Here is a 12,746-nt window from a genome sequence, read left to right as displayed (position 1 = left end):
TATGTCTTACCAGAATCCAAGTTAGGCCGTGCTCTCAAATACAGTTTGGATTATGAGTACACATTCAAAACTGTACTAGAGGATGGACGTCTCGTTCTATCCAATAATTTGGCAGAAAGAGCAATCAAATCCTTAGTAATGGGACGCAAGAATTGGTTGTTCTCCCAGAGTTTAGGGGGAGCAGAGTCTAGTGCGATTATTATGACTCTAATTGAGACAGCCAAACTCCACCAAGTGGACAGTGAAAAATATATAGTTTTCCTACTAGAACATTTACCAAACGAGGAGACTCTCGAAAAAAAGGAGGTTCTAGAGGCTTATTTACCATGGGCAAAACAAATACAAGAGCATTGTCGTTAAAGAAACCTCCAAGATTCAAAGCAAGCTGCTTACAATCTTGGAGGTTTTTTGATGTACCCTGTTATTGGGCGCTTACCAAAAAAAGTTGCATGGAGAGCAAGCTTTCCACACAACTTATTATAGAACCGATAAAACCCACGAGTTGGAATGCTCGTGGGTTTTATCGTCGTTTTTAGAGATCAATCTCTAAGAGAATTGGTGTGTGATCCTGGCGGGCGCCGGAATCAATCATGCTTGATTCTTGGACCTTATCGGCTAGGCGGTCGCTGACCAACCAGTAGTCGATTCTCCAGCCAGTATTGTTGATTTTGCTGGTACGGCTGCGTTGAGCCCACCAGGTGTAGTGGTCGGGAACCATGCCATGAAGATGGCGGAAGGTGTCTGTAAAGCCGTTGGCTAAGAGGTTGCTGAAGCCTTGGCGTTCCTCATCGGTAAAGCCTGGGGAGCGTCGGTTGGAGACAGGATTGGCGAGGTCGATTTCATTGTGGGCTACATTGTAGTCACCCGTTGCCAGAACGGGTTTGTTCTGATCAAGACTGGCCAGGTAGTTGGCATAGCAGGCATCCCAAACTTGACGTTCTGCCAAGCGTTTGAGGCCATCTCCAGCATTTGGGGTATAAACCTGGGTCACGTAGAATTCAGGGAATTCCAAGGTAATGATGCGACCTTCGAGGTCCATGGTTGAAGGAGCTCCAATTTCCGGGTAGGAGATGACAGGCTCCAACTCTTTTTTATAGAGGAACATGGTTCCCGCATACCCCTTGCGGGCTGGTTCGACAGAGGAGCGCCAGGTATTTTCGTAGCCTGGGAATAGATCCGCGAGAATTTCGAGGTGTTTTTTGGTAGGTCCTTTAGCCGACAATTTGGTTTCCTGAATGGCAATCACATCAGCATCTTCAGCCACCAAGGTTTGTAATACAGCTTGTGACAATTGAGCCCGAGCCGAATCACTGGTAAGTGCTGCGTTTAAGGAATCAATATTCCAAGAAATGAGTTTCATAATCTATCCTTCTATTTGTTCAATTGTTTTTATTATACCAAAGATGGCTTGAGAATCTCGCAGCTGGAGTTTAAAAAAGCTGGGACAGGCCCAGCTTGTGTGTTTATGGAGCTTGGATTGTTTCGATTCCACCCATGTAAGGTCGGAGAACTTCAGGGATGGTGACGGAGCCGTCAGCATTTTGGTAGTTTTCCAAGATGGCAGCAACAGTCCGACCAACAGCAAGTCCTGACCCATTGAGGGTGTGGACGTGTTTAACCTTCCCATCCGCGTCATCACGGTAACGGATTTGAGCCCGGCGGGCCTGGAAGTCTTCTGTATTGGAACAGCTGGAGATTTCACGGTAGGCATTTTGCGCCGGGATCCAAACTTCCAGGTCATAGGTTTTGGCTGCGGAGAAGCCCATGTCTCCCGTAGAGAGAGCCAAGACGCGATAGGCCAAGCCGAGTTTTTGGAGAATGGATTCCGCATTGAGGGTCATTTTTTCCAATTCTTCATAAGAATCTTCTGGTTTGGCAAATTTGACCATCTCCACCTTATGGAATTGGTGCAGACGAATCAAGCCGCGGGTATCACGACCTGCAGATCCGGCTTCAGAACGGAAGGATGGACTCATAGCCGTGAAGTAAATCGGTAGTTCCTTGGCTTCAAGGATTTCACCACGGTAGTAGTTTGTGAGGGGCACTTCCGCAGTTGGGATCAAGACATAATTACTGTCCACCAATTCAAAGGTATCTTCCTTGAATTTTGGATATTGGCCGGTTCCAAACATGGAATCGTGGTTGACCATATAAGGCGGAATCACCTCTGTGTAGCCTTCTGCCAAATGCTCATCCAACATAAAGTTGTAGAGCGCGCGTTCTAGACGAGCACCGAGTCCTTTGTAGAAAAGGAAACGAGCGCCAGTCACCTTACCACCACGTTCCCAGTCCAAAATGCCTAGATCTTCTCCCAGGTCCCAGTGAGCTTTAGGTTCAAAGTTGAATTCTGGTGCTTGACCCCAGCGGCGAATTTCCACATTGTCCTCTTCATCTTCGCCGACCGGTACAGAATCGTGGGGAAGATTTGGTAGGGTTACCAGAATCTCTTGTAGTTCTTGGTCAATGCTGTTTAAGCGACTATCCAATTCCTTGATTTCAGCAGATAAAGCCTGCATGGCAGCAATCTTGTCAGCAGCATCTTCCTTGTTGCGTTTAGCCTGGGCAATCTCCGCAGAAACAGTATTACGTTTGGCTTTTTCTTCTTCGACTTGAACCAGTAGTTCGCGGCGTTGCTCATCCAGTTCCTTCATCTTGTCCAGAACAGCAGCATCTACACCCCGTGTTGCCAATTTGGCTTGGGCTGCCGCAAAATTAGTTCGAAGTTGTTTTAAATCTAGCATAGAAAACCTCCTGTATGAAAAAACACACGCATGTTTATGTTGGAGCGTCAAAACGCGGTTCCATCCAACTTCACATCGTGTGCCTTGATTACTTATTAAAAAAGTCCAACGGTAGAATTTCGTCTTCTACTTCTATCTGCTTGCAGCGACCGCAGACTCTCTAAAAGAAGAAGTAAGAGTACTTGTCCGTTTATTTCATTATAGCCAAACTAGTCTTTTTTGGCAAGGGCTTGCCGAATTTTTTTCCAGGTCAATTGGATTAAGGTTGGGAGTCGTACGACTTTCTCATCCCCGATGTGTTGACGAGCGATTTTGAGAATCCTGCCGGAGTCGGGGGAAGCAAATTGAAAATTTCCTAAATCGGTGCTGACTTCAAAATGCCGACTAACCTTGTTCCGACTCACATTAGCCCCAATACTGTGGATATTTTCCCAAGGAATTTGGATAAAATCTTGCACATTGCGGTCGTTGTAGAATTCGAGGGCCTTATCGCCAACTAAGAAAGTCCCAACCTGCCCGCCAATGCCCAGATAGGATTGACCCTTTGCTTGGAATTCAATAGTTGTATTAAGGGATTGAACCATGATTACTCCTTTAGAAAAATAAGGTGGGCTAAGCCCACCTTAAGAATTACATGATACCAGCTACGTGAGCTAGGATTCCGACAACAAAGAGTGCCAAAATGATGGTGATTGGGGAAACTTTCTTCTTAAGCAACCACATGCAGAGGAAGGTAAGGAGAAGTCCCATCAAACCAGGAATCAAGCTGTTCAAGTTATCCTGGAAGCTGGTAACCTTAGTTGGTGTTTGAGAAAGGCCTGAGCCAACTTGAGCGAAGGCTTCACGGATACCTTCCCAACCTTCAGGAAGTTGATCCCAGTGGATATAGGCTTTTTCATCTAGTTGAACTTCAGAAACGTTGAAGGCAAATTTGATTGAAACCCAACGTTGCACCAAAACGGCAAGGATAAACATACCAAGGATCGAAGCTCCTTTGGTGATGTCTTGGAGGATACCACCAGACATGTTTTTGGTGATTTCAGATCCTGCACGGTAACCCAATTCTTGTGTATACCATTGGAAGGCCATCCGGATTAGGTTCCATAATACGAAGAAGATGATTGGACCCATGATGTTTCCAGAGAGGGCTAGGGAAGCACCCAAGGCACCAAGGATAGGACGAACAGTAAACCAGAAGACTGGATCCCCAATCCCGGCCAAAGGTCCCATCATCCCGATTTTAACCCCTTGGATCGCTGCATCGTCAATTTCAGCTCCACGTGCACGCTCTTCTTCCAAGGCTAGCGTTACCCCAAGAATTGGTGAAGCGACATATGGGTGAGTGTTGAAGAACTCCATGTGACGCTCAAGGGCAGCCGCACGGTCTTCTTTAGAAGTGTAGAGGCGTTTGATGGCTGGAACCATAGAGTAAGCCCAACCCAAGTTTTGCATCCGCTCGTAGTTCCAGGAACCTTGCAAGAAAGTGGAACGCAACCAGACTTTCTGACGATCATTTTTAGTTAATTGAAGCTTTTCAGACATGCTTGTAAGTCCCCTTTCTTAATAGTCTTCTAGGATGTCCCCGATAGGGTCTGTTGAAGTAGCAGCGCTACCACCACCTGAACCACCTTTTTTAGACAAGTTCAAGTAGATGAAGGCAAGCGCAACACCGATCGCACCAAGGGCAATCAAGGTGAGGTCGGAAACGGCTGCAAGTGCAAAACCAATGGCGAAGAAAGGCCATACTTCACGAGTTGCCATCATATTGATAACCATGGCATAACCAACGGCTACAACCATACCACCACCGATGGCCATACCATTAGACAACCAAGCTGGCATGGCTTCAAGTGCAGCTTGCACGGCTTGAGTTGGGATTGCTAGAAGAAGGGCAGCAGGCACCGCAATCCGAAGTCCTTGAAGAAGGAGAGCGATGTAGTGGTAACGTTCCATCTTGGCGATGTCCCCTTCTTTGGCAGCTGCGTCAGCCCCGTGTACTAAACCGACAGAAACGGTACGCACTAACATGGTGAGGAAGAGACCAGCTACGGCTAGTGGAATCGCAACGGCTTGGGCAACAGCAATTCCACGTGTGGAAGTATCGCCACCCAAAACGAGGATAATCGCAGCAGCGACAGAAGCGAGGGCTGCATCAGGTGCGACAGCGGCACCAATGTTAGCCCAACCAAGGGCGATCATTTGGAGGGAACCACCCAGCATAATACCTGCTGTAAGGTTACCTGTTACAAGACCGATAAGGGTACAAGCAACAAGTGGTTGATGGAATTGGAATTGGTCCAAGATACCTTCAAGCCCAGCTAGGAAGGCAACAAGGATAACCAAAATTGCAGAAATCAATGACATGGTTTATGTCCTTTCTATTATTATTGAACGTTGGCCTTAGAAATGAGGTCAAACAAATCTTTTTTCGCGTCATTTGGAACCTTGCGGACGTCAAATTCAACGCCAAGTTCCCGTAGTTTTTCAAAGGTTGCAACGTCTTCCTTGTCCATGGATAGAACGTTGTTAACCATTGTTTTACCAGTTGAATGAGCCATGGAACCAACATTCAAGGTCTTGATCGGAACACCGCCCTCAATGGCACGAAGCGCATCTTGTGGTGTTTCAAACAAAATAAGCGCGTGAGTGTTTCCGAAACGAGGGTCTTTGGAAACGTCGATCAATTTTTGAATTGGGACAACATTGGCTTTGACGTTACCAGGAGCTGCTTGTTTAATCAACTCTTTACGCAATTCATCTTGCGAAACAGAATCGGATGCAACGATAATCCGGTCTGCTTTTGAGTCCGGTGTCCAACCAGTTGCAACCTGCCCGTGAAGTAGGCGGGTATCGATCCGCGCCAAGTTGATCTTCAACTTGCCATCGCCAATCACTGTTCCTTCTGGGATTGCAGCTTGGGCAACAGGTCCAGCTGCTGCCCAAGCTGCTTCGTCAGCAGGGTTTAGCTCTTCAGGAAGTGCTTTTATACCGTCTTTGGCTTCTTTGATGATGTTAGCAGTGACGGCTTCAACACCTGCAGCTGGGTCCATCATTCGTTCTGTATAGGCTTGAATTAGCATTGGCAAGTTCAAACCAGTGATGATGGCAAACTTGCGCTCAGGGTTTTCGCCCATAACGCGGCTAGCTTGGTTGAAGGGAGATCCACTCCAAAGGTCAGCTAGGACAAGGACCTCGTCCTCTGCGTCAAACGCAGCCACAGCGTCATTAAACTTGGCATACAAGTCGTCTGGTCCTTCGCTTGGCATAAAGGTTACAACCTGGACTTTTTCTTGATCTCCAAAGATCATAGATCCAGATTGGTGGATGCCGGCGGCGAATTCACCGTGGCTAGCAATAATGATTCCAATACTCATTATTGGTCTCCTCCTAAAAAATATTTGAAACTTAAATCCTTAAGAAATGTTTAAGCTATCTCATTGTAAAGCGATTTCAAGGAAATGTCAAGTAATTTCAAAAAATCCTAGACAAGTGAAAAAACCACAACAAAAAGGTAGGGGCTGATTCCCTACCTATAGAAAGTGGATTAAGCGTTTTTGAAGTCTAGCACCATACGGCCTTGGATGGTACCGGCCTCCATTTCATCAAAGACAGCTGTAGCCTCTTCGACTGGGCGTAGTTGAACAACTGGTACTACCAAGCCCTCGGCTCCAAATTGGAAGGCTTCTTCTAAATCTTTACGGGTTCCGACCAGAGAGCCGACAACTTTAATGCCATCCAAAACAAGTTTGACGATGCTGAGATCCATGTATTCAGATGGCAGCCCAACAGCGACTAAGACCCCAGCAGCGCGGAGGGAATCAACAGCCTGGTTAAAGGCCACTTTGGAAACAGCTGTGACAACAGCAGCGTGGGCTCCAAGGTCGGTGATTTCCATGATTTTTCCGGGAATATCCTCGATTTCTCGGCCATTCAGGCTGATGTCTGCCCCAGATTCCAAGGCCAAGTCTAGTTTATCCTGATTTATATCGACGGCAATGACATGGGCATTGAAAACTTTTTTCGCATATTGAATCGCTAGGTTACCCAGACCCCCAGCGCCATAAATAACCACCCATTGCCCTGGCTGCACATTGGCTTCTTTAATGGCTTTGTAGGTAGTAACCCCCGCACAGGTGATGGAAGAAGCTTGGGCTGGGTCGAGTTTGTCAGGAACTTTTACTGCATAGTCGGCTGTGACGATACATTGTTTGGCCATACCGCCGTCTACGGAATATCCTGCATTTTTGACGTCGCGACAAAGGGTTTCGCGGCCGGTGGTACAGTATTCACAGCTTCCACAGCCTTGGAAGAACCAGGCCACGCTCACACGATCGCCAACCTTGAGGTTGCGAACATCTGGAGCCACTTCTTTGACAAGACCAATTCCTTCATGGCCTAAGACACGGCCAGGAACTTTTCCAAAATCGCCATGAGCGACATGGAGGTCAGTGTGGCAGACTCCGCAATATTCGATTTCGACCAGGGCCTCCCCTGCTTCAATCGGACGAAATTCTTTTTCGACAACTTCAACGCCTGTGCCTTCTGCATTAACAACAACAGCTTTCATATAGAGCCTCCTTAGTCTCAGGGCTTCCCCTGTTTTATATGTTCAGTATATCACAATGGCTTTACAGCTGCAAGCGTTTACATTGCTTTTTACTCAAAAAGAAACCAGTCTGAAGTTAGGACGGAATCTGCTTCAGACTGGTTGAACAAAAATAAGGTTTATTTATAGGAAGAGTTCTCCTAGTTTTTGGGCGACGCCATCCTCTTGGTTGGTCCACTGGATTTGTTGGTCGGCATAGTCGAGGAGTTTGGGATTGGCATTTTGCATGGCATAGCCGGATCCTGCTAAGGCCAACATTTCCTTGTCATTGAGCTGGTCGCCGAAGGCGATGAGATCAGAGGCTTGTTTTTGGTAGACGGTCAAGAGGTGTTTGAGGGCATTGGCCTTGTGGATACCTTTGGGAGTGCATTCCAAAATATTGTAGGGACCACCCCAGGTGCTGACAGTTATTCCCCCTTGGTAGTAGTGGGTTAAATCTTGGGCTAGGTGGTCGATATCTTGGAAACGGGTTTGAAAGAGGATGGCATTTGGATTTTTGGTGATTTTCTGGGGAATCAGCAGGTGCTGTTTAGTAATCTTCTCAATTCCCAAAAGCTGGGGATCTAGATTCTGGGGCTCTTGTTGGTGAATAAAGAATTTTTTACGATATTCACTGACAATGAAGTCGGCTTGAACCTCGTCTTGTCTGTGAATGAGGTCGACCAGGTAGTCTTTGTTGATGGTGTATTCCCGTTCGTGTTCCCAGTCTTGACCTGGCAGGGAGGTTAGGGCGCCATTGAAGGAAATCAAGGGGGTGTCGAGTTCTAGATATTGGTAGTAGGGGATGGCAGACCGATAGGGACGGCCGGTGGTGATGATAATTTTGTGGCCCTGGTCCTGGACTTGTTTGAGTACCTCCTTGCTGTTAGGGGAGATTTGCTGCTGATCATTTAAGAGGGTTCCATCGAGATCGAGGGCAATAATTTTAGTTGTTTCCATAGCTACTCCAGTTTTTTACTTTTACCTAGTATAGCAAATTTTAATGTTTTCATGGTAAACTGTTAGCAACTCAAAGGGAGGGATTATGTACAAACGAATTTTGCTTGTCTATCAATCAGCTTTTATTGCGATTTTTACAGTCTTGGCTCTGATTGGGGCGACCCAGAATGGTCCCAATCTAACTTGGAATATGTTTTTAGCTTTAACGGCTCTGGATTTTGCACTCTTGTCCAAGGTTAGTCAGAATCGGATTTTCCGTTGGGGAGCCTGGTTTTTGTGGTTGCTGTTTTTCCCCAACACCTTCTATATGGTGACGGACTTGATCCACATGCATTGGGTCGGAGATGTGCTTTATAACCGGGCCAATCAGAAGCTCTTTTTTGGCTTTGTCTTTGCTATTTTCTTTGGTGTTTTGTGTGGCGTGGAGAGTTGGCGACTGATGCGTTCGCATTTTTCTTGGAAACTCTGGCAGGAGATTCTGGCTACGGTGGTCCTGTCTGGCCTCTCGAGTTTGGCCATCACCGTGGGGCGCTACATTCGTCTCAATTCCTGGGATGTCTTTACACGTCCAAACCTGGTGGTCCATACCTTTCTGGAGGTTTTTAGCTGGCAACACATTATTTTTATTCTTGGTTTCACCGCCCTTCAAGGCATGTGCCTCTTTTTATTAGCCGATGATTGGGTAAAAGGTAGGAAGTAAGAAGTGAATTTGGTATAATGAGGGAATGAAGAGTCAAAATGAAGCAACCCTGATAGCCTGGGGTGAGAAATTAGGAGACCTCCTGGAGGTCGGAGATGTGCTGGTTTTGTCCGGTGACCTTGGTGCTGGAAAAACGACCCTGACTAAGGGGATTGCGCGGGGGTTGGGGATTAACCAGATGATCAAAAGTCCCACCTACACGATTGTGCGTGAATACGAGGGGCGCCTGCCGCTCTACCATTTAGATGTTTATCGGATCGAGGGAGATCCGGATTCGATTGATTTGGATGCCTTCCTCTTCGGCGATGGGGTCACGGTCATTGAGTGGGGTGAGTTAATGGGCGATGCCCTTCCCAATGATTACCTACATTTGACCCTGTATCATGAGGAGCAAGGCCGTCGCCTGGAGCTGGCAGCTCTTGGGTCCCGTAGTCAGAAGTTGATGGAGGCTTGGAAAGATGCCGCAGCAAGAATTGGTGATTGAGGAAGCCCAGGTGACGGATGTCGATGAGCTGTTGGAGTTGTTTCGGCAGGTGGCGCGTGAGAGTGATTTAACCAGTTTGGAACCCAGTGGTCTAGATTTGTCACCAGAGCAGTTGGAAGACTACTTGGAGTCGAGTTTACAACATCCGGAGCGGCTGTTTTTGGTGGCTCGCTTGGACAATCAGCTGGTCGGTCTGCTGAACTTGTCGACAGACAGCAATCCCCGTTTGGGGCATGTGGGAGAAGTGTTCGTGGCGGTTGCCCAGACTTACTGGGGCCACGGGATCGGGACGATGCTATTTGAGCTGCTCTTTGACTGGTTGGCTGAGACCCCAACTCTTCGGCGTTTATCCTTAAATGTTCAAGAAAGAAATCAAGCTGCTAGGGCCTTGTATGAGAAGATGGGCTTTTCTTATGAAGGTCGGCAGGAAGAGGCGATCCAGCTTTGGGATGGTCGGTATGAGACAGTCCTCTTGATGGGGCTGGTGTTAGATAGGGAATAACATGTTTAAACAGAATTTAAAATTATTCTTAACCTTTCTTCTGGTTACCCTGATTGGCCTTGGGACCTATGCAGGGACGATTTATTTTCAATCAACGGGTCAGTTGGCCAAAACCTTTCAAAATTTTGGCCGGCAGTCGGATGTGATTGAGCGGGCTGAACCCATGACCCTTCTCTTGATGGGGGTGGATACGGGAAGTGGTTCCCGTTCAGATCCTTGGGAGGGGAATAGTGATACCATGCTCCTGGTAACGGTTAATCCGGATACAAAAAACACAACCATGATGAGTTTGGAGCGGGATATCCTAACCAAGATTTCCCAAAAGGGAGAGGTGACGGAGGCTAAGCTCAATGCAGCCTATGCCATGGGCGGAGCTGAATTGGCCATTCCGACGATTGAATCCTTAATGAACATCACCATCGACCACTATGTCATGATTAATATGCAGGGTTTGGTTGAACTGGTTGATGCCGTGGGCGGCATCGAGGTTAACAATACCTTTGACTTCCCAATTTCGATTGAGGAGCAGGAGCCAGAATACAAGGCGACGGTCAAACCTGGTAAGCAACACATCAATGGGGACCAGGCTCTGGTCTATGCTCGCATGCGCTACCAGGACCCCGAAGGGGACTATGGTCGCCAACAACGCCAGCGGGAAGTGATTCAGAAGGTTGTCCAAAAAGTGCTTAGTCTCAACAGTGTCAGCCACTATCGGGAAATTTTAAGTGCCGTCAGCAATAATATGCAGACCAGCATTGACTTGTCGTCCAACAGTATTCCAAAACTGTTGGTTTACCAAGATGCTTTCCGCAAGATTAAGCAGGAACAGCTCCGAGGAGAAGATGCAACCCTGGCCGATGGAGGCAGCTACCAGATTGTCGAATCAGACCACATCTTGGAGATGCAAAACACCTTGCGCAGCTCTCTAGGCCTCGATACCGTGGAGAAACTTAAAACCAATGCCCTTACCCTGAATGAACTAAATGGTGTGGGGTCTGAGACGGAAAATATGGAACCTTAAGAGAGCACAAAAAACAAGTAGTTGGTGGCTGTTGTCATTAAGTTAAGGATTTCGAATGTTTGATACGTACCGTGTCAAGTAGACAGTTGAAATAAATAAAATGTGTGATACCAGACTGTCTTAAGTTTAGGCGGTCTGGTTTTTCTTATTGACAATATTTCTCCAAAAATCAAGGTATTTTTTAGCTTGCTTAATTGGATAGTGGGTTACTTGTTTTGGATTTGCCCTTGCCTCAGCTCTTACTTGTGCAGGTGTCTTTCCTTCAATCCAAATTATTCATACCTCAAAGAAACTAGGGTAAATATCCAAAAAATCATCAGAATCAAGTAATAACAAGTGCTGGTTCTGATGATTTTTATTGTTGCCCAAACAATACCAAAGCTAAGGATTTTAGAAATACAAACAGATTATAGGCTAAGCAACTAATCATTATCCGATTAGATTAGTCACAGGAGAAACAACATCATAAAGCAACTCTCCTTCCTTTCTATGGGAAAACTGACAAATACGACGCTCGTGTCTCTAGGAGTTTGCCTGATAAGTCTTTTCAGAATAAGCATCATGGGGTAAAATAGTCAAATTTTCATCTTCAGAACAAGGTGGCTTTAAATCACCTAGGTCGCCAAGAACATTATTCCACTTGAGTTTAATAAAGTAGTTTTCACCATTATCTTCAATTAGATTAGAAATCTTTGGAGAGGCAAAACCACTATCCATGCGAAAAACCAGGTTATCAAAACCTGCTAAAATAGGCTCTAAGAAATGATCTGCTCCTTCAGAACAATAGTGATTTCCTGGCCGTAACTGGGCATTTAGGCAATAACCAATATGACTTTCAAAAGCGTAGAGGGGATGGAAACCTTTAGCCCGGTAATGGGCGTTATAATTTGAACCTTCTTGATTTCCATGACTAGTAAAATGAGTTGAATCAACATCGACAATAAATTGTTTCATACTCTGAACTTTGAGAAAGGTTTGGACTAGATCGAGATTAATCTGTCTCAAAGCTTCAACAGTTTCTGAGTTAGCTCGTGAAAGGAAACGGGATAGAGTGGGTTGAGAAGCTACCTGTTGAGATTCTAGGACTTGTGGAAAATAGGCATTTCCTTTCAATTCTTTACACACATAGTCAGTATCAAAGTCAGCTAAGATTTGAAACAAAAACTGCATAAGGATACCGACGTTTATCATCTGTAACTAGGTACTTGGCAATTCGTTCTTCGAGATTTAAAGCTTGAAAAAGTTTTTTGAAGAGAACCATACCACCACAATTTGTCAGATTTCCTCCATTAAAAGATAAGTTTGAAAGAGCATTGTATTTTAAAGAATTATTTGATAGATTGAACATATAGATTTCCTTTCCTGTGGTTGTTTTTGCACTTATATCATAAAGGGGAAGCCTTTTTGTCCAGTAAAACGTCTCACCCAATGGGTGAAAAAGAAACCAGCTAGAATCCTGAACTGACTCCCAAAAGTTAGACAAATAGTTATTGAAAGGATTGGATCCTGTATTGCACAGGACTCAGTCCTTTTAATTTTGTTTTAATTCGTTTGTTATTGTAGTAATCACTAATAGCCTGTATCAATTCGTCAATACTCTTGAAACTAGACTCATAGCCATAAAACATCTCTGTTTTCAGCACTCCGAAAAAGGATTCCATCATCCCATTATAGTTGTTTAGCTTATAAACCGTATATGATATACTTGTCTTATGGCATACGGAATTGATTTTAGAAAACGTGTCCTCGCTTA

Annotated in this window: 14 protein-coding genes and 1 pseudogene; 5 read left to right on the top strand and 10 right to left on the bottom strand. The window is 45.7% G+C overall.

The features are described 5' to 3' along the window. The coding region (locus tag E5983_RS06535; RefSeq protein WP_160333078.1) for an IS66 family transposase at nucleotides 1–360 on the top strand (360 nt) is incomplete at its 5' end. 172 nt (nucleotides 361–532) lie between these two features. Here the strand turns inward: E5983_RS06535 and E5983_RS06530 are convergent. The 8 genes from E5983_RS06530 to E5983_RS06495 all read right to left on the bottom strand — a co-directional run bounded on the left by E5983_RS06530 (nucleotide 533) and on the right by E5983_RS06495 (nucleotide 8,286). Then, nucleotides 533–1,360, bottom strand: coding sequence for an exodeoxyribonuclease III (locus E5983_RS06530; RefSeq protein ID WP_160333077.1), 828 nt, complete (start codon nucleotides 1,358–1,360; stop codon nucleotides 533–535). A gap of 103 nt (nucleotides 1,361–1,463) precedes the next feature. Then, a complete protein-coding gene (gene serS / locus E5983_RS06525; protein WP_160333076.1) occupies nucleotides 1,464–2,741 on the bottom strand; it encodes a serine--tRNA ligase in 1,278 nt (425 codons plus the stop codon). Between the two features lie 209 nt (nucleotides 2,742–2,950). After that, complete coding sequence (locus E5983_RS06520) at nucleotides 2,951–3,325, bottom strand: DUF956 family protein (protein WP_160333075.1); 375 nt, start codon at nucleotides 3,323–3,325, stop codon at nucleotides 2,951–2,953. Between the two features lie 46 nt (nucleotides 3,326–3,371). After that, complete coding sequence (locus E5983_RS06515; protein ID WP_160333074.1) at nucleotides 3,372–4,283, bottom strand: PTS system mannose/fructose/sorbose family transporter subunit IID; 912 nt, start codon at nucleotides 4,281–4,283, stop codon at nucleotides 3,372–3,374. Between the two features lie 18 nt (nucleotides 4,284–4,301). Then, nucleotides 4,302–5,105 carry a PTS mannose/fructose/sorbose transporter subunit IIC gene (locus E5983_RS06510; RefSeq protein WP_160333073.1) on the bottom strand — a complete coding sequence of 268 codons (804 nt, stop codon included), beginning with the start codon at nucleotides 5,103–5,105 and terminating at the stop codon, nucleotides 4,302–4,304. Nucleotides 5,106–5,125: 20 nt separating this feature from the next. Further along, complete coding sequence (locus E5983_RS06505; RefSeq protein ID WP_160333072.1) at nucleotides 5,126–6,115, bottom strand: PTS sugar transporter subunit IIB; 990 nt, start codon at nucleotides 6,113–6,115, stop codon at nucleotides 5,126–5,128. Nucleotides 6,116–6,285: 170 nt separating this feature from the next. Next, nucleotides 6,286–7,308, bottom strand: a complete 1,023-nt coding sequence (adhP, locus tag E5983_RS06500; protein WP_160333071.1) for an alcohol dehydrogenase AdhP — start codon at nucleotides 7,306–7,308, stop codon at nucleotides 6,286–6,288. Between the two features lie 162 nt (nucleotides 7,309–7,470). After that, nucleotides 7,471–8,286, bottom strand: a complete 816-nt coding sequence (locus E5983_RS06495) for a Cof-type HAD-IIB family hydrolase (protein WP_160333070.1) — start codon at nucleotides 8,284–8,286, stop codon at nucleotides 7,471–7,473. Between the two features lie 85 nt (nucleotides 8,287–8,371). Here E5983_RS06495 and E5983_RS06490 point away from each other — a divergent pair, with 85 nt between their 5' ends. The 4 genes from E5983_RS06490 to lytR are packed head-to-tail and all read left to right on the top strand — an operon-like array spanning nucleotide 8,372 to nucleotide 10,993. Then, nucleotides 8,372–8,986 carry a DUF1361 domain-containing protein gene (locus tag E5983_RS06490; RefSeq protein WP_160333069.1) on the top strand — a complete coding sequence of 205 codons (615 nt, stop codon included), beginning with the start codon at nucleotides 8,372–8,374 and terminating at the stop codon, nucleotides 8,984–8,986. Between the two features lie 25 nt (nucleotides 8,987–9,011). After that, on the top strand, nucleotides 9,012–9,470 hold the full coding sequence (gene tsaE, locus E5983_RS06485) for a tRNA (adenosine(37)-N6)-threonylcarbamoyltransferase complex ATPase subunit type 1 TsaE (protein ID WP_160333068.1): 459 nt from the start codon (nucleotides 9,012–9,014) through the stop codon (nucleotides 9,468–9,470). Continuing rightward, nucleotides 9,445–9,972, top strand: coding sequence for a GNAT family N-acetyltransferase (locus tag E5983_RS06480; RefSeq protein WP_160333067.1), 528 nt, complete (start codon nucleotides 9,445–9,447; stop codon nucleotides 9,970–9,972). The genes tsaE and E5983_RS06480 overlap by 26 nt, the downstream gene beginning before the upstream one ends. Nucleotide 9,973: 1 nt before the next feature. Beyond that, nucleotides 9,974–10,993, top strand: coding sequence for a glycopolymer--peptidoglycan transferase LytR (gene lytR / locus E5983_RS06475; RefSeq protein ID WP_160333066.1), 1,020 nt, complete (start codon nucleotides 9,974–9,976; stop codon nucleotides 10,991–10,993). Nucleotides 10,994–11,431: 438 nt separating this feature from the next. On the opposite strand, the pseudogene E5983_RS06470 reads toward lytR, so the two are convergent. Further along, nucleotides 11,432–12,341, bottom strand: a pseudogene (locus E5983_RS06470) (IS1380 family transposase); the annotation flags it as partial. Between the two features lie 139 nt (nucleotides 12,342–12,480). Next, nucleotides 12,481–12,746, bottom strand: a 266-nt coding sequence (locus E5983_RS06465; RefSeq protein WP_237397596.1) for an IS3 family transposase, incomplete at its 5' end; no start/stop codon positions are given.

It is taken from the genome of Streptococcus danieliae, assembly GCF_009767945.1.
Classification (GTDB): domain Bacteria; phylum Bacillota; class Bacilli; order Lactobacillales; family Streptococcaceae; genus Streptococcus; species Streptococcus danieliae.
This window is presented reverse-complemented; position numbering and strand designations above follow the sequence as displayed.